Consider the following 16,180-nt stretch of genomic DNA (forward strand, 5'->3'; position numbering starts at 1 on the left):
TCAGTCGCGGCTAAACAAGTTACGCCAGGCTCCCGGCGAGGTCTTGAAAGTCCTGTTAAAGTGCTGGCGCAAGGATACCGCACTGCCAAAGCCTGACTGTTGCGCCACGTTTTCGATCGGCTGGCGCGTGCTTTCCAGCAAACGTTGAGCATACGCAAGACGCTGGCCCAGCAGCCACTGGTTGACCGTCATTCCCGTCAGTTCACGAAAGCGTCGGGTGAAGTTTCGCCGGCTCATGGACACTCGCTGCGCCAGTGCATCAAGCGTATGCTGCTCAGCGAGGTTCGCCACCATCCAGTTCAATAAATCCGATAAACGGTCTCCGCCCGGCTGATGGTGCAGGGGCTGTTCAATATACTGCCCCTGGCCGCCCTGACGGTGGGGCGCAACGACCAGCCGCCGTGCAATCTGGTTCGCCACCTCTGCGCCATACCAGCGGCGTACTAAATGCAGACAGCAATCGAGCCCTGCTGCGGTGCCGGCCGACGTCACCAGTCGCCCGTCATGCGCATCCAGATACAACACGTCAGGCAGTAATGTGATCTGCGGATAGCGCTGCGAAAAATCTGCCACTGCGCTCCAGTGCGTGGTGGCTTGCTGTCCATCAAGCAGCCCGGCTTCCGCCAGCACATAGGCGCCCAGGCACAGGCCGACCACCGTTGCCCCGCGCTGCCAGGCCGTTCGCACCGCATTCAGCATGGACTCGGGTGGACGTTCCGTTGCGCTGCGCCAGGAAGGGACGATTAACACCTCGGCCTGCATGGCATCCTCAAGCGTCAGATCGCTATGTAACGTAAAACCCGCGACGGTGCGCAGCTTAGCATTTTCGTCAGCATCCACGGCACAGACGCGCAGATCGAAGGCAGGTAAACCTTCACCGGCACGGTTTTCAAACACCAGGCAAGGCACTGAAAGGTGAAAAGGACTTATACCGTTAAACGCCAAAACGGCGATAGTGCTGGGTGGCATCCTGGTTTCCATATTGGCCCGATTATTTCGTTTATTGTCTTTCGGGCCACTATACCGCATTCCGGCTACGGGGGAAGATGGGGTGAGAGGACTGGCGCACCGTCAGCCCGGCATTTTCAGAGGAGTTCTGCTAATGGTCACAACCTTCACCGCAAAGCGCGCCTTGATCGTAATTGATGTTCAGAATGAGTATTTTAGCGGCAATCTTCCACTAGAATATCCCAGCCCTGATGAAACGCTGACCAATATTGGTCTTGTCATGGATAAGGCGCGTGAGGCGGGGATCCCGGTGATTGTGGTGCAGCAGACCTCGCCTGCTGATGCCCCCTTGTTTGCGGTAGACAGCGACGGCTGGCAACTGCATCCCACCGTGGCTTCACGTCCGCACGATCTTCTGCTAAAAAAATCCCGTGCCAGCGCCTACGCCGGCACGCAACTGGCGGAGTGGCTGGCAGAGCGCGATATTAATACGCTTACCGTTACGGGTTACATGACCCACAACTGTAATGCCTCCACCATTAACCACGCCTGGCACAGGGGAACCGCCGTAGAATATCTTCATGATGCCAGCGGATCGCTGCCATATAAGAATCAGGCAGGACAGGCGAGCGCAGAAGAGATCCATCGGGTATTTTGTGTGGTATTGCAGTCAAATTTTGCGGCGGTGCTTTCAACCCAGCAGTGGCTGACGTGCGTGGACAATGGTATGTTGCCGGTGCGTGATACGCTTTACCGCTCAAATCAACGGGCGCGGGGAGTGCTATACCAGGAAAGGTAAGGGCAGTGTGCAAAAACGCGCACGGTCAGTGCCGTGCGCGGTCAGATTCAGCGACGCAGCGCGATCGCTTCAATCTCAATCTTCACATCTTTGGGCAGACGGGCCACTTCCACGCAGGAGCGCGCCGGGAAGGGCGCATTGTGCTCGGTAAAGAAGGCTTCGTAGGTGGCGTTTACGGTCGCAAAGTCATTCAAATCTTTCACGAATACCGTGGTTTTCACGATATCGGCAACCTTCAGGCCCGCCGCTTCGACGATCGCCTTCACGTTTTCCAGCGACTGGCGCGCCTGTGCCGATACGTCTTCAGCAACGTCGCCCGTGGCCGGGTTCACCGGAATCTGACCCGAGGTGATGATCATGCTGCCGAGATCAACGCCCTGCACGTAGGGGCCGATAGCCGCTGGGGCTTTTTCCGTACTGATTTCACGAGACATCATTTCTCCTTAGAGTAAGGCCGGGGCAGCAAAGGCGCTGCCCGCCATAAAACGCGGTTCATTATAAGCGCGGCAGGGCCGATTAAAAGTGACCCAATACCACATGACGGGCGAACTCTTTCTCACAGTATTTACACTTGAGGTGTACCTCATCGGCGCGGTGCTTCACGGCGAAGCTGGAGAACACCGGTTCGCTGCGGCTGATGCAGTTGCTGTTCGGGCAGGTCAGCACCCGATCGATGCGATCCGGTAGCGCAGGGGCGATCTTGGCCACCACTTCATAGTCATCAATGCGGTTGACGGTGGCGTGCGGCGCATAAAACGCCAGCTGATTGATCTGATCTTCCGTGAGATAGGTGTTCTCGATCTTAATCAAATCTTTGCGGCCCATCTCCCCCGACGGCAGATTCAGGCCGATGGTGATGCGCTGGTCGGTTTCGGTCAGGCGAAACAGCGACAGGAGCTTAAAGCCTACCTGCGCAGGGATGTGATCGATAACCGTGCCGTTTTTGATGGCTTCGACCTGCAGTTTGTTATCCTGGCTCATACTGTCACTCCTTACAGGGCGGTGTCGCTGTTTAAAACCAGTGCCAGTAAAGCCTGGCGTGCGTAGATGCCGTTACCGGCCTGCTGGAAGTACCAGGCGTACGGCGTGCTGTCCACGTCGGTGGTGATTTCATCGATGCGCGGCAGCGGGTGCAGCACCTTCATGTTGTCGCGCGCACCGTTCAGGTCTGCGGCGCGTAAAATAAACTGCGCTTTGACGTTGGCATATTCTGAAGGGTCAAGCCGCTCTTTTTGCACCCGGGTCATGTAGAGAATATCCAGATCCGGCATCACCTCTTCAAAGCTGTCGTGACGTGACCAGGTGATATTCTGCTCGTCCAGCATATCGGTAATATACGCCGGCATCGCCAGCGCATCCGGGGCGATAAAGAAGAAGCGGTTGCCGTCAAACTTCGCCAGCGCCTGGGTCAGAGAGTGCACGGTGCGCCCATATTTCAGGTCACCCACCATCGCCACGTTCAGGTTGCTGAGGCGCCCCTGGGTTTCACGAATGGTGAACAGGTCCAGCAGCGTTTGCGTTGGGTGCTGATTTGCGCCGTCTCCGGCATTCAGAATCGGGATGCCGTTGGAAAACTCAGTGGCCAGCCGCGCGGCGCCCTCCTGCGGATGACGCATCACGATGGCATCCACGTAGGTGCTGATAACCGAAATGGTATCGGCCAAGGTTTCCCCTTTTTTACCCAGTGACGTATTGCTGCCATCGGCGAAGCCCACCGCAGAGGCGCCCAGGCGATGGATGGCGGTTTCAAACGACAGCCGGGTGCGGGTCGAGGCCTCAAAGAAGCAGCTGGCGATCACGTTATGTTTCAGCAGTTCCGGCTGGGGATGTGCTTTAAGCTGCGCAGCGGTGTGCAGGACCAGCTCCAGCTCGTCGCGGCTGAGATCGTTAATTGAAATGATATGCTTGCGATATAGCGGGTTAGCCATAGCTCTCTCCTCTGCGGCGCGGCCGGATTGCGGACAAAAAAAAGCCCCTTAGAAAGGGGCTTTTTTAAGATCGGTTCGATGACGGAAAGAAACAGCGGTGCCGCCTGCGTTGAGGCGAGGTAGCGCGTCACATTGTGCACGATGCTGTTGCATGTTTCCTCCGGCAAATTGTGGCGCATTATACGCCATCAGGCATGCGCATCAAGGAAAAATCGCGCCACAGGTAAACGTTTGCGGCAACTCGATTAGCGCTGTCCCAGCGTGGCCACCATCACCGCTTTAATGGTGTGCATCCGGTTTTCCGCCTGGTCGAATACGATGCTGTGCGCCGACTCAAAGACGTCATTGCTGACCTCCATGCCATCCTGCAGGTCATACTGTTCCGCCATCTGACGGCCCAGCGTGGTCTGATCGTCATGGAAGGCCGGTAAGCAGTGCAGGAATTTCACCTGCGGATTGCCGGTCAGCGCGAGCATCGCGTGGTTGACCTGATAGTCGCGCAGCAGGGCAATACGTTCTTCCCACACTGCTTTGGCTTCACCCATGGAAACCCAGACGTCGGTATAGATGAAATCGGCGCCTTTCACGCCCTCGGCAATATCTGCCGTCAGGGTGATTTTGCCGCCTGTCTGTTCGGCAACCTGACGGCACTGGGCCACCAGGTCGGCTTCCGGCCAGCAGCTTTGCGGCGCGACCATACGCAGATCTAAGCCAACCTGTGCCGCCGCTTCCAGCATGCTGTTACCCATATTGTTGCGAGCATCGCCCACGTACACCAGGGTCATCTCACTGAGCGGCTTGCCTGGCAGATGCTCCTGCATGGTCAGCAGATCGGCCAGCAGCTGCGTTGGGTGGAATTCGGTGGTCAGGCCGTTCCACACCGGCACGCCAGCATGTTCCGCCAGGGTTTCGACCAGTGCCTGACCGTAACCCCGATACTGAATACCGTCATACATGCGGCCTAACACGCGCGCGGTGTCTTTCATCGACTCTTTATGGCCGATCTGGCTGCCGCTTGGGCCGAGGTAAGTGACGTTTGCCCCCTGATCGTAAGCGGCAACTTCGAAAGAGCATCGGGTACGGGTCGAGTCTTTTTCGAAGATGAGCGCGATGTTTTTGCCTTTCAGGTACTGGGTTTCACTGGCGGTTTTTTTTGCGCGTTTTAATTCGGCGGACAGGGTAAGCAAGTAGTCAATCTCAGCCGGGGTAAAATCCAGCAGCCTGAGGAAATGACGTTGATACAACTGACTCATACAGCACTCCGGTACGGGGTTTATAATGAATTAAAATTCAATTTAACCGTATGAATATGCATTTTCAACCCTGACGAGAATAATCTTTTCTGTTTTGTGTAGTGGCGCGACAGGCAGTATGGGAAAATAATCACTTATTGCCGAACTCAGAGAGGATATCGCCATGGCATTTGAAGCATTGTTGGAAGAGCAGCGTGAAGAGACGCGGCTGATCATCGAAGAACTGTTAGAGGATGGCAGCGATCCCGATGCGCTCTATACCATTGAGCACCATCTCTCCTGTAATAACTTCGACTCGCTGGAAAAAGCGGCGGTGGACGCCTTTAAACTGGGCTATGAAGTCACCGAGCCAGAAGAGCTGGAGCTGGAAGACGGCACTACCGTGATGTGTGTGGACATCCTCAGCGAAGGCGCGCTGAAAGCGGAGCTGATTGATGCCCAGGTGGAGCAGTTGGTGAACCTGGTAGCCAAATACAACGTCGACTATGACGGCTGGGGTACCTACTTCGAAGACCCGAACGCCCAGGATGATGACGAAGACGACGGCGAGGCGATCGACGAAGACGACAACGGCATTCGCCACTAATCAACACCGGCGGAGCCTGCTCCGCCTTTCCTGTTCTCCGGCCCTGTCTGACATCCATGAATTACGCACCTTTACTTGAACCGATACATCAGTTTTTGCTCTGCCGCACGCCTCAGTCCTGGATCCTTGAGGCGCGTAAACCGGAAAACCTGACCCTGCTGCTCACTGACCATCTGGTATGCGAACTGAAAGCGGCCCAGACCGCCGTGTGGCTGATCCGCAAATACGTTGCCGACAAACCCAGCGGTGACCGGATTCTGGCGTGGCTGAAGCCTTACGAGAATTTTATCTTCCGCGAGGACGGCGACAGCGATTTTATCAACGCCCATAAAAATCTGACCAAAGCCATTATTGTGCGTAACGAGCTTCCCTGGGCGGACGATCTGGTTGAGAAAATGGTGCTGCTGATTAAAGAAGAGCTGCATCACTTTTATCAGGTGTGGGAAATTATGCAGGCGCGCGGGCTGATCTATCAGAAAATCACCTCAAGCCGTTACGCCAAAGGCCTGCTGCGTGAAGTGACCACACACGAACCCGATACGCTGGTGGATAAGCTGATTTGCGGTGCCTATATTGAGGCGCGTTCCTGCGAACGCTTTGCCAGCCTGGCGCCTTATCTGGATAGCGAATTAGAGAAGTTTTATATCTCGCTACTGCGTTCAGAAGCCCGGCATTACCAGGATTACCTGGCGCTGGCCGCGCAGATCTCACCGAAAGACATTTCGGCGCGCGTGCGGGCGATTGGGGAAGCGGAGGCCAGGCTAATCAGTGAACCGGACACGGAGCTGCGCTTTCACAGCGGTGTTCCGGCGTTTTAAGCGCATTACAGCGTTTTCAGCATCCTGAACTCGCAGTCACCATGTCCGGTACAGCCCAGCGCATGGTCGATGCGGGCAAAACCCAGCGATTCATAGAGCTTAATGGCGCGGGTTAAGCTGCCGGTGGTTTCCAGATAGCAGCGGCGAAAGCCCCGCTGACGCGCGTGCGCCATGGCTAAAAGCGCCAGTTCACGCGCCACGCCGAGGCCACGGATGCCCGGCAGGAAATACATCTTTTGCAGCTCACAGATATCCGGCGCACTGCAGGCGAGAGGGGCAATGCCGCCGCCGCCCATCACTTTTCCCTGATGTTCCACAATCCAGTAGGCGCTGTGCCCGGCGCTGTAAAGTTCATAAAGCTGGTCCAGGTTGGGATCGGCCACGGTATAGCCTTTGTCCGCCGTCAGGCCAAATTCCGCAGAAACGTCGCGGATCACCCGGGCGATATAAGGATTGTCGTCGGCGACGATAGGACGCAGCAAGGGTTGCGGCTGAGTATCAGGGATCATAACGGGGTAGCGTGACGGAATCAGGTTAGACATGCGTCAGAAATAGCATTATCGTCGGGCAAAAGCAATAATGTTCACCGTGCATGGAGGCGTATAACGTGTTTTCCCGTTTCAGTTTTAAAACCATTAAAGACCTTTTCCCTTTCTTTATTATTGTCGGCTTTATCAACGTCTGGGCATATTTTCAATGGATTGGCAGGCCGGATGTTTTTCCGCTGATAATAAATAATGTGGCTGGCGTTATTGCTGTCCTTATCACCTCGATACTGTTTTTCAGCGTATTTTCGGTCACGTTACTTATTCCCTCCGGGCTCTGTTCATTATCCGCCTTGCAAAAGGGCAAAAAAGCTCGCCCGACGCGGCGCTATAACGAAGGCTGCTGCGCAATAACCGCCTTTAGCGCCTTTCTTACAGCCTTTACAGCGATCTATTTTGGAGAAAGTTCAGATGCCTGGCTGATATTATCCGCGGCAGGTGCCGTGGCCACAGGCGTACACAGTTTGGTTAATCACCGAGTTAATCGGCTTCGGCAGCAACATCACCGCCAGTTGCTTGCCAGGCTGAAGCGCATGCGGTCGGCGAATAACGACTTAAGCACCCGCCTTAAAAGAAAATTTTGTCTGGCGGAAATAAGCTTGAACGTGGTTGTCATCAATCTTCGTTACGTTATTTACGCCGTGTTTGTATCCCTGGTCTCTTTTCTACCGCTGTTGTTTTTACTGCAGGGCGATATTTATTTCTCAGCGAAAAATACCCTGCCGCAGTATTTTATTATTACCGGTTTATATCTGCTGCTCTTTATGCCGGCACTGTTCTCACTCTTGACCAATAAAATAAAAGCGCATCATGGCTTCAAACCCATTTTGGCGTTTTCACCTGGTCTGGTCATCGGCGTGTTTACGCTGTTTTCTGTTCAGCTGGTGCAGATTAATCAGCGTGCGATTGAAATCGTCGGCATGGCGTCCTGGCACGAAAAGGTGTTTTCCGTGCCCTCGAAAGACTTCCCGGCCTATTACTTTCCCGCGTCGGTCTGGGGGCCCAGTAAAGCGATGGGCGATGCACGTTTGATTACAGGCATCGAGGCATTTACCAACGGCGAAACCCACCTGATCTGCCCGGCACGCTTAAAGGCGCTCAGGCAAAGGGCGCTGAAAAGGAATGCCTTACTGTGGCAGGCTGATGAGAAAGCCAAAACGGACCTGGTTGGCATGAGCCAGAACTGTCTCTTGATTAAGGGCGATAAGGTGACGACGGCGGCGGTACTGAAAACGCTCCTGCCCGATGAGGTCAATGTGAAGCCATAAAAAAGCCCACGCCAAAGCGTGGGCTGTAGCAAACACGAAGCTGTACGATTACAGCGCGGCGATGACGGCCTGCTGTTCGATCAGTTTGGTTTTTGACTGTTCCATCTCGGCGACGCGCTCGCGCTCTTTGGCGACGACCGCTTCCGGGGCACGGGACACAAAGCCTTCGTTAGCCAGCTTGGTCTGGATCTTCTCGATTTCCACATCCAGCTTCAGCAGCTCTTTGGCCAGGCGCTCCAGCTCGGCGGTTTTATCCACCAGATCCGCCATCGGGATCAGCAGCTCGGCGCCTTCCACGATTTTGGTCACCGACACCGGGCCTTTCTCGCCCGCAGGCAGAATGGTCAGGCTTTCCAGTCGCGCCAGGCGTGACAGGAAGTTACGGTTGGCCTCAACGCGGCGCTGGGCCGCCGGAGAGCAGTCGCGTAGCAGCACATCCAGCAGCTTGCTGGGCGCGATGTTCATCTCCGCACGGATATTACGGACCGCGATGATCGCCTGCTTCATCCACTCGATGTCGGCTTTGGCTTCGGCATCTTCTTTCGCCGTATCAAACTGCGGGAACGGCTGCAGCATGATGGTGTCATCGCTGATGTTTTTCAGGCCTTTCACGCGCTGCCAGATGGTTTCCGTGATAAACGGAATGATCGGGTGCGCCAGGCGCAGCAGCGCTTCCAGTACATGAACCAGCGTATGGCGCGTGCCGCGCAGCTCGGATTCACTGCCGCTGTTCATGACCGGCTTAGTCAGCTCCAGGTACCAGTCGCAGAACTGGTTCCAGGTGAAGTCATACAGGATGTTGGCAGCGATATCGAAGCGATAGCTGTCCAGCGCCTCACGGTAGGCTTTTACCGTGTGGTTGAACTCGGTCAGAATCCAGCGATCCGCCAGCGACAGCGTCATCTCGCCGCCGTTCTGACCGCAGTCCTGGTCTTCGGTGTTCATCAGCACAAAGCGGCTGGCGTTCCACAGCTTGTTACAGAAGTTGCGATAACCTTCCAGTCGCTTCATGTCCCAGTTGATATCACGGCCGGTTGAGGCCAGCGCCGCCAGCGTAAAGCGCAGGGCATCGGTACCTGATGGCTCAATGCCGTTCGGGAACTGCTTCTCGGTACGCTTGCGGATTTTTTCCGCCAGCTGCGGCTGCATCATGTTGCCGGTGCGTTTTTCCAGCAGATCTTCCAGCGAAATGCCGTCAACCATATCCAGTGGGTCAATCACGTTACCCTTGGATTTCGACATCTTCTGGCCTTCTTCGTCGCGGATCAAACCGGTCATGTAGACGGTTTTAAACGGCACCTGCGGCTTGCCGTTTTCATCTTTGATGAAGTGCATGGTCAGCATGATCATGCGGGCAATCCAGAAGAAGATGATGTCGAAGCCACTCACCAGCACGCTGGTGGGGTGGAAGGTGCGCAGTGCTTCGGTATTTTCCGGCCAGCCCAGCGTCGAGAAGGTCCACAGGCCGGATGAGAACCAGGTGTCCAGCACGTCATCGTCCTGGCGCAGCGCCACATCGGCGGCCAGGTTGTTCTCGGCGCGAACCTCGTCTTCGGTACAACCCACATAAACGTTGCCGTCGTTGTCATACCAGGCCGGAATACGGTGGCCCCACCACAGCTGACGGGAAATACACCAGTCCTGAATATCACGCATCCAGGAGAAGTACATGTTCTCATACTGCTTCGGTACAAACTGAATATCGCCATTCTCAACCGCTTCAACCGCGACTTTTGCCAGCGGTGCCGTACGCACGTACCACTGATCGGTCAGCATCGGCTCGATGACCACGCCGCCACGGTCGCCGTAAGGCACGGTGAGATCATGCGGTTTGATCTCTTCCAGCAGGCCCAGCTCGTCTACCGCAGCCACGATGGCCTTACGGGCGGCAAAACGCTCCATCTTCTGGAACGCAGCAGGAATCGCGTCGCTGTAAGCGGTGCTGGCTTCGCCGTTGGTGTCATAAACCTGGGCGCTTTCACGGATATCGCCGTCGAAGGTCAGGATGTTGATCATCGGCAGCTTATGACGACGGCCCACTTCGTAGTCGTTAAAGTCATGCGCCGGGGTGATTTTCACGCAGCCGGTGCCTTTTTCCATGTCGGCGTGCTCATCGCCCACCACAGGAATCAGGCGGTTAACCAGCGGCAGCATGATAAATTTACCGATCAGATCTTTGTAACGCGGATCTTCCGGGTTTACCGCCACGCCGGTATCACCCAACAGGGTTTCCGGACGGGTGGTCGCGACGACCAGATAATCTTTACCGTCGGCAGTTTTCGCGCCATCGGCCAGCGGATAACGGATGTGCCACATCGAGCCTTTGCTCTCGCGGTTTTCCACTTCCAGGTCAGAGATTGCCGTACGCAGCTTCGGATCCCAGTTCACCAGGCGCTTGCCACGGTAGATCAGGTTTTCTTTGTACAGGCGCACAAACACTTCTTTCACCGCATTAGACAGGCCATCGTCCATGGTGAAACGCTCGCGCTCCCAGTCAACCGAGTTGCCCAGGCGGCGCATCTGGCGGGTAATGGTGCCGCCCGATTCAGCTTTCCACTGCCAGATTTTGTCGATGAACGCATCGCGACCGTAATCCTGACGGGTTTTGCCTTCTTCTGCGGCGATCTTGCGCTCAACCACCATCTGGGTGGCGATGCCTGCGTGATCGGTACCGGCCTGCCACAGGGTATTTTTGCCCTGCATGCGCTGGTAGCGGATCATGGTGTCCATGATGGTTTGCTGGAAGGCGTGACCCATGTGCAAGCTACCGGTGACGTTCGGCGGCGGGATCATGATGCAAAAGCTTTCCTGGCTGGTGTCGCCATTCGGTTTGAAGTAGCCCTGCTTTTCCCAATGCTCGTAAAGCGGCTGCTCGATATCTTGCGGGTTATATGTCTTATCCATTTCTGCTATGTCGTTTGCGGCTGTGGCGGCGTTGCCGTATTCAATTGGAAGCCAACGCTGCGATACGCTTTGTAGCGATCGCGCGCCAGCTGTTTGAGAGCGTCTTCGTAAGGAACGAAGTCTATCACTTCATGGAAAGCAGTAGCAAAATCTGCGAACTGCGGCAGCAGGCTGATCAGCAGGTCGCGTGGCGAATTGCCCCGACGCTGCGGCCATGCCAGCTCAACCGGTGCGCCGTAGCGCGGACCTTCCCCGGCGAGATTGTGCGGCACAAAGGCGTTGGCGGGGCGCTGCCACAGCGCCTCATCAAGCCGAATGGCTTGCTGCTCATCTTCACAGGCGATGAGCACCCGCTTACCGGCCCGCCAGCGTGTTTCCGCCAGATCGCACACCAGCGCTTCAACGGCGCTTAAGCCATCGCTGGATGCATCGGTTTCCAACACGTAGAAGGTTGCGTTTTTCATCGAATTGCCTGTTTAAAGAAAAGAAGGGCGGAGTAAGCTCCGCCCCGATGGGTTCGGTGGTCCGTACGATCAATCGTCGCCGTTCAGGCCAGCACGATTCAACAGGAACTGCGACAGCATCGGCACCGGACGACCGGTGGCGCCTTTGGCCTTGCCTGAACGCCAGGCGGTACCGGCGATGTCCAGATGCGCCCAGTTATATTTGCGCGCAAAACGGGCCAGGAAGCAAGCGGCGGTAATCGCCCCACCCGGACGGCCGCCAATGTTCGCCATATCGGCGAAATTGGATTCCAGCTGTTCCTGATACTCATCGGCCATCGGTAAACGCCAGGCGCGGTCGCCAGACTGCTCCGAGGCACCAATCAGTTCATGCGCCAGCGGATTGTGGTTCGACAAGAGTCCGCTGACGTGATGACCCAGGGCAATGACGCAGGCGCCGGTCAGTGTGGCAACGTCAATCACCACTTCCGGATCGAACCGTTCCACGTAGGTCAGCGCATCACACAGCACCAGGCGGCCTTCAGCATCGGTATTTAACACTTCAACCGTCTGACCGGACATGGTGGTCAGCACGTCACCCGGACGCATGGATTTGCCGTCCGGCATGTTCTCGCAGCCGACCAGCACGCCCACCACGTTCAGCGGCAGATTCAGTTCGGCGACCATGCGCATCACGCCATAAACCGAGGCCGCGCCGCACATGTCGTACTTCATCTCATCCATGCTGTCCGCAGGCTTGATGGAGATACCGCCGGAGTCAAACGTCAGCCCTTTACCAACCAGCACAATCGGGCGCGCGTCGGTATCCGGGTTGCCTTTGTACTCAATGACCGACATCAGGGATTCATTATGCGATCCCGCGCCCACCGCGAGGTAGGCGTTCATGCCCAGCTCTTTCATCTGCTGCTCGCCAATCACGCGGGTCGTGATGTTCTTGCTGTAGGCATCCGCCAGCTGGCGCGCCTGAGATGCCAGGTACGCAGGATTACAAATGTTAGGTGGCATGTTGCCCAAATCTTTTGCCGCTTTCACACCGGCGGCCACCGCCAGCCCGTGCTGAATGGCGCGCTCACCGCTGGTGAGTTCACGGCGCGTCGGCACGTTAAACACCAGCTTACGCAGGGGACGACGAGGCTCCGCTTTGTTGCTCTTCAACTGGTCGAAGTTATACAGCGCCTCTTTCGAGGTTTCGACGGCCTGACGCACTTTCCAGTAGGTATTACGCCCTTTGACGTGCAGCTCGGTCAGGAAGCACACGGCCTCCATCGAGCCAGTGTCATTCAGCGTGTTGATGGTTTTCTGGATCACCTGCTTGTACTGGCGCTCGTCCAGCTCACGCTCTTTACCGCAGCCAATCAGCAGAATACGCTCTGACAGGATATTCGGCACATGATGCAGCAGCAGCGTCTGGCCCACTTTGCCTTCCAGTTCACCGCGGCGCAGCAGGGCGCTGATATAGCCGTCGCTGATCTTATCCAGTTGCTCGGCAATCGGTGACAGACGACGCGGTTCGAAAACACCAACTACAATGCATGCACTGCGCTGTTTTTCCGGACTACCGCTTTTTACACTGAACTCCATGCACTCTCCTGAATCTTAAAGACAACGGCCGCTGCTGCCGCTAGAATGTAGCGCGTTCGTGACCCATTTATTAATTAGAGCAACATGACAGCATGCTGCTGGAGGTCATAATGAATCAGGGTGACAAGATGTTGTTTTTTCACCACCCAAACGCGATTACCATACATTTTTAGCGTCGACGACGGCCATTTATGAAGAAAAATGGCTAATAAGCGTTGAAATTAGCGATTTTCCTGCAAAAAGACAAGTTTTCACAGGCGTATTAAGCGTGATCATTATTAGATATCTGGTTCGGGAAACGCTCAAAAGCCAGCTGGCTATCCTGTTTATCCTGCTGTTGATCTTCTTCTGTCAGAAGTTGGTAAGGATTTTAGGGGCTGCGGTGGATGGCGAAGTGCCGACAAACCTTGTTCTGACGCTGTTAGGACTCGGCGTGCCTGAAATGGCGCAACTTATTTTGCCCCTAAGCCTGTTTCTGGCGATTTTAATGACGCTCGGGCGGCTGTATACGGAAAGTGAAATTACCGTTATGCATGCCTGCGGCCTGAGTAAGGCGGTGCTGGTCAAAGCGGCGATGGTGCTGATGCTGTTCACCTCGTTAGTGGCTGCGGTTAACGTCATCTGGCTTGGCCCCTGGTCGTCGCGCTATCAGGAACAGGTCACTCAAAACGCTAAAGCGAACCCCGGCGCAGCGGCAATGGCTGCCGGGAAGTTCCAGACATCCAGCGATGGCAACACCGTACTGTTTGTTGAAGACGTTAAGGGCAGCAATTTTGGCCATGTCTTCCTGGCACAGCTGCGGCCAAAAGGGAATGCGCGGCCTTCCGTGGTGCTGGCCGACAGCGGCCATATGGAACAAAAGAATGACGGCTCACAGATTGTGACCCTGGATAAAGGCACTCGCTTCGAGGGAACGGCGTTGCTGCGTGATTTCCGCATCACCGACTTCACTAACTACCAGGCTTACGTAGGTTATAAGCAGGCCACGCTGGATCCTAACGATGTAGACCAGGCCACGTTTGCTACGCTGTTATCGAACAAAACACCTGAGTTTAAGGCCGAACTTCACTGGCGTATTACGCTGGTCTTTTCCGTGCTGATTATGGCGTTAATGGTGGTGCCACTCAGTGTGGTCAACCCGCGTCAGGGACGCGTGCTCTCGATGCTGCCCGCGATGCTGCTGTACCTGATTTTCTTCCTGCTGCAGAGTTCGCTGCGCTCAAGCGGGGCGAAAGGCCGCCTCGATCCGGCTATCTGGATGTGGGTGGTGAATATCAGTTATCTGGCGTTAGCGATCGTGCTTAACCTGTGGGATACCGTGCCGATGCGTCGAATTCGTGCGCGCTTTACACGCGGAGGATCGGTCTGATGTTTCGCGTTCTCGATCGTTATATCGGTAAAACGATATTTAATACCATCCTGATGACGCTGTTTATGCTGGTCTCGCTGTCCGGCATTATCAAGTTCGTCGATCAGCTGCGTAAAACCGGACAGGGTGCCTACAGCGCGCTGGATGCAGGTTATTACACCTTGCTGAGTGTGCCAAAAGACATCGAAATCTTCTTCCCAATGGCGGCCCTGTTAGGTGCATTGCTGGGGCTGGGAACGCTGGCGCAGCGTAGTGAACTGGTGGTCATGCAGGCGGCGGGCTTTACCCGCATGCAGGTGGCCCTGTCGGTGATGAAAACGGCTATTCCGCTGGTGCTGCTGACCATGGCTATCGGCGAGTTTGTCGCCCCTCAGGGCGAGCAGATGGCGCGAAACTTCCGTGCGCAGCAGCTCTATGGTGGCGCGCTGGTGTCGACGCAGAGCGGTTTGTGGGCCAAAGACGGCAACAACTTTATCTACATTGAACGTGTTAAAGGCGACGATGAAATTGACGGCGTCAGCATTTACAGCTTCACAGACGATCGCCGTTTACAGAGCGTCCGCTATGCTGCAACGGCGAAATGGGATAAAGACAAGAAGTTGTGGGTGCTGTCTCAGGTGGACGAATCGAATCTGACCGATCCGAAACAAATCACCGGCTCACAAAGCCTGACTGGCGAGTGGAAAACCAGCCTGACCCCAGACAAACTGGGCGTTGTGGCGCTGGATCCGGATGCGTTGTCGATTACCGGCCTCTACGATTACAGCAAATACCTGAAGCAGAGTGGTCAGGAGTCTGGCCGTTACCGGCTGAACATGTGGAGCAAAATCTTCCAGCCGCTGTCCGTAGCGGTCATGATGCTGATGGCGCTGTCGTTTATCTTTGGTCCGCTGCGTAGCGTATCCATGGGCGTGCGCGTGGTCACCGGGATCAGCTTCGGCTTCCTGTTCTACGTACTGGATCAGATTTTTGGCCCGCTCAGCCTGGTTTATGGTCTGCCGCCGATTTTCGGCGCGATACTGCCCAGCTTTGCCTTCTTTGCCATCAGTCTGTTTATGCTGATAAAACGGCGATAAACGCTGACAGTCAGAAAGGCCGCGCGATGCGGCCTTTTTTTATGGCTGGTGTCGGTGACGAATCGAACGCCTGAATTTCACCGCCTGATGCGGTGGCGATCGTCACGTGCCAGTAAAGGTGCATCCGGTTGCCCTGATGTTTTACAGACTGGATTATCGATCTAGTAAGGTAAGGCATTCCTGAGGAACCCATCCATTTTCCCCAGAAGGCTTCTCAGCCCAGTACCAGCCGTTAAGCGCCTGCGTCACTATCAGGGCCTCACCGGGATGGACGGTTAACTCCTGTGCCCTATAGTCTTCCAGACAGACAACCTCATTTGGGCTCAGTGGCAAAAAGTATTGCTCTGGCGCCCAGCCCGCTTTGCCATCGGGCAGCGTAATCCATATCCATCCTCGCCATTCAAGATCGCAGTGGCTCACCACGGCTATCTCGTCGGCCTTAATCGTAATCGGATCGGGGAATGCCGACCTGTATTCATCGGTGACCACGGCCTGTGCTCTCATGATTTTTTCTCCTGCCATCTTACGAACAGCTTTAACAGACAGCTAAATCGGGTTTACCGGGCGGCGTGCCAGCAGCGCGCCTACATCACCGACACCATCCCCGCATTGTTGCCGACCTTGTAGGGCAGATCGCCTTC

At 55.6% G+C, this 16,180-nt stretch carries 16 protein-coding genes; 6 read left to right on the top strand and 10 right to left on the bottom strand.

Translation table 11 applies throughout. The annotated features are described in order from the left end of the window. Positions 1–969 (bottom strand): helix-turn-helix domain-containing protein, encoded by a 969-nt coding sequence (locus tag QLG08_RS15080; protein WP_088900618.1) that lies wholly within the window; start codon positions 967–969, stop codon positions 1–3. 133 nt (positions 970–1,102) lie between these two features. On the opposite strand from QLG08_RS15080, the gene QLG08_RS15085 reads away from it, so the two are divergent. Then, positions 1,103–1,747, top strand: a complete 645-nt coding sequence (locus QLG08_RS15085) for a cysteine hydrolase family protein (protein ID WP_015701081.1) — start codon at positions 1,103–1,105, stop codon at positions 1,745–1,747. A 47-nt stretch (positions 1,748–1,794) separates the two neighbouring features. Here QLG08_RS15085 and ridA read toward each other — a convergent pair whose 3' ends face one another. From ridA to argF, 4 genes are all read right to left on the bottom strand, one after another. Beyond that, on the bottom strand, positions 1,795–2,181 hold the full coding sequence (gene ridA / locus QLG08_RS15090; protein ID WP_014606727.1) for a 2-iminobutanoate/2-iminopropanoate deaminase: 387 nt from the start codon (positions 2,179–2,181) through the stop codon (positions 1,795–1,797). A gap of 82 nt (positions 2,182–2,263) precedes the next feature. After that, a complete protein-coding gene (gene pyrI / locus QLG08_RS15095; RefSeq protein WP_013024382.1) occupies positions 2,264–2,728 on the bottom strand; it encodes an aspartate carbamoyltransferase regulatory subunit in 465 nt (154 codons plus the stop codon). A gap of 11 nt (positions 2,729–2,739) precedes the next feature. Continuing rightward, the gene (gene pyrB, locus QLG08_RS15100) at positions 2,740–3,675 is read right to left on the bottom strand and encodes an aspartate carbamoyltransferase (RefSeq protein WP_013024383.1); all 936 of its coding nucleotides are present in this window, start codon (positions 3,673–3,675) and stop codon (positions 2,740–2,742) included. 245 nt (positions 3,676–3,920) lie between these two features. Next, positions 3,921–4,928 carry an ornithine carbamoyltransferase gene (gene argF / locus QLG08_RS15105; protein ID WP_014606726.1) on the bottom strand — a complete coding sequence of 336 codons (1,008 nt, stop codon included), beginning with the start codon at positions 4,926–4,928 and terminating at the stop codon, positions 3,921–3,923. A 163-nt stretch (positions 4,929–5,091) separates the two neighbouring features. Here argF and rraB point away from each other — a divergent pair, with 163 nt between their 5' ends. Together rraB and miaE are read left to right on the top strand one after the other, a co-directional pair. Further along, on the top strand, positions 5,092–5,514 hold the full coding sequence (rraB, locus tag QLG08_RS15110; RefSeq protein ID WP_013024385.1) for a ribonuclease E inhibitor RraB: 423 nt from the start codon (positions 5,092–5,094) through the stop codon (positions 5,512–5,514). 56 nt (positions 5,515–5,570) lie between these two features. After that, entirely contained in the window at positions 5,571–6,332 is a 762-nt protein-coding gene (gene miaE, locus QLG08_RS15115) for a tRNA isopentenyl-2-thiomethyl-A-37 hydroxylase MiaE (protein ID WP_238493260.1), read from the top strand. A 5-nt stretch (positions 6,333–6,337) separates the two neighbouring features. On the opposite strand, the gene QLG08_RS15120 is transcribed toward miaE, so the two are convergent. Beyond that, the gene (locus tag QLG08_RS15120) at positions 6,338–6,874 is read right to left on the bottom strand and encodes a GNAT family N-acetyltransferase (protein ID WP_238493259.1); all 537 of its coding nucleotides are present in this window, start codon (positions 6,872–6,874) and stop codon (positions 6,338–6,340) included. Positions 6,875–7,476: 602 nt separating this feature from the next. Here QLG08_RS15120 and QLG08_RS15125 point away from each other — a divergent pair. Then, positions 7,477–8,145 (top strand): hypothetical protein, encoded by a 669-nt coding sequence (locus QLG08_RS15125; protein WP_227022885.1) that lies wholly within the window; start codon positions 7,477–7,479, stop codon positions 8,143–8,145. Between the two features lie 48 nt (positions 8,146–8,193). Here QLG08_RS15125 and QLG08_RS15130 read toward each other — a convergent pair whose 3' ends face one another. The 3 genes from QLG08_RS15130 to pepA all read right to left on the bottom strand — a co-directional run bounded on the left by QLG08_RS15130 (position 8,194) and on the right by pepA (position 13,094). Beyond that, on the bottom strand, positions 8,194–11,049 hold the full coding sequence (locus QLG08_RS15130; RefSeq protein WP_088900619.1) for a valine--tRNA ligase: 2,856 nt from the start codon (positions 11,047–11,049) through the stop codon (positions 8,194–8,196). Positions 11,050–11,054: 5 nt separating this feature from the next. Then, positions 11,055–11,513, bottom strand: a complete 459-nt coding sequence (locus QLG08_RS15135; RefSeq protein ID WP_013024391.1) for a DNA polymerase III subunit chi — start codon at positions 11,511–11,513, stop codon at positions 11,055–11,057. A 69-nt stretch (positions 11,514–11,582) separates the two neighbouring features. Then, on the bottom strand, positions 11,583–13,094 hold the full coding sequence (gene pepA, locus QLG08_RS15140; RefSeq protein WP_013024392.1) for a leucyl aminopeptidase: 1,512 nt from the start codon (positions 13,092–13,094) through the stop codon (positions 11,583–11,585). Positions 13,095–13,362: 268 nt separating this feature from the next. On the opposite strand from pepA, the gene lptF reads away from it, so the two are divergent. Together lptF and lptG are read left to right on the top strand one after the other, a co-directional pair. Beyond that, a complete protein-coding gene (lptF, locus tag QLG08_RS15145; RefSeq protein WP_014606721.1) occupies positions 13,363–14,463 on the top strand; it encodes an LPS export ABC transporter permease LptF in 1,101 nt (366 codons plus the stop codon). Beyond that, entirely contained in the window at positions 14,463–15,539 is a 1,077-nt protein-coding gene (lptG, locus tag QLG08_RS15150) for an LPS export ABC transporter permease LptG (protein WP_176018657.1), read from the top strand. The genes lptF and lptG overlap by 1 nt, the downstream gene beginning before the upstream one ends. 153 nt (positions 15,540–15,692) lie before the next feature. Here the strand turns inward: lptG and QLG08_RS15155 are convergent, their stop codons facing one another. Beyond that, positions 15,693–16,043 carry an SH3 domain-containing protein gene (locus tag QLG08_RS15155; RefSeq protein WP_022622343.1) on the bottom strand — a complete coding sequence of 117 codons (351 nt, stop codon included), beginning with the start codon at positions 16,041–16,043 and terminating at the stop codon, positions 15,693–15,695. Positions 16,044–16,180 lie beyond the last annotated feature (137 nt).

Origin of the sequence: Pantoea sp. V106_11 (genome assembly GCF_029967885.1) — a bacterium.
Lineage (GTDB): Bacteria > Pseudomonadota > Gammaproteobacteria > Enterobacterales > Enterobacteriaceae > Pantoea > Pantoea ananatis.

Bases quoted from the DNA above. Each gene is read 5' to 3' on its own strand.
- QLG08_RS15080 (WP_088900618.1), bottom strand. From the start codon at position 969: ATGCCACCCAGCACTATCGCCGTTTTGGCGTTTAACGGTATAAGTCCT.
- QLG08_RS15085 (WP_015701081.1), top strand. From the start codon at position 1,103: ATGGTCACAACCTTCACCGCAAAGCGCGCCTTGATCGTAATTGATGTT.
- ridA (WP_014606727.1), bottom strand. From the start codon at position 2,181: ATGTCTCGTGAAATCAGTACGGAAAAAGCCCCAGCGGCTATCGGCCCC.
- pyrI (WP_013024382.1), bottom strand. From the start codon at position 2,728: ATGAGCCAGGATAACAAACTGCAGGTCGAAGCCATCAAAAACGGCACG.
- pyrB (WP_013024383.1), bottom strand. From the start codon at position 3,675: ATGGCTAACCCGCTATATCGCAAGCATATCATTTCAATTAACGATCTC.
- argF (WP_014606726.1), bottom strand. From the start codon at position 4,928: ATGAGTCAGTTGTATCAACGTCATTTCCTCAGGCTGCTGGATTTTACC.
- rraB (WP_013024385.1), top strand. From the start codon at position 5,092: ATGGCATTTGAAGCATTGTTGGAAGAGCAGCGTGAAGAGACGCGGCTG.
- miaE (WP_238493260.1), top strand. From the start codon at position 5,571: ATGAATTACGCACCTTTACTTGAACCGATACATCAGTTTTTGCTCTGC.
- QLG08_RS15120 (WP_238493259.1), bottom strand. From the start codon at position 6,874: ATGTCTAACCTGATTCCGTCACGCTACCCCGTTATGATCCCTGATACT.
- QLG08_RS15130 (WP_088900619.1), bottom strand. From the start codon at position 11,049: ATGGATAAGACATATAACCCGCAAGATATCGAGCAGCCGCTTTACGAG.
- QLG08_RS15135 (WP_013024391.1), bottom strand. From the start codon at position 11,513: ATGAAAAACGCAACCTTCTACGTGTTGGAAACCGATGCATCCAGCGAT.
- pepA (WP_013024392.1), bottom strand. From the start codon at position 13,094: ATGGAGTTCAGTGTAAAAAGCGGTAGTCCGGAAAAACAGCGCAGTGCA.
- lptG (WP_176018657.1), top strand. From the start codon at position 14,463: ATGTTTCGCGTTCTCGATCGTTATATCGGTAAAACGATATTTAATACC.
- QLG08_RS15155 (WP_022622343.1), bottom strand. From the start codon at position 16,043: ATGAGAGCACAGGCCGTGGTCACCGATGAATACAGGTCGGCATTCCCC.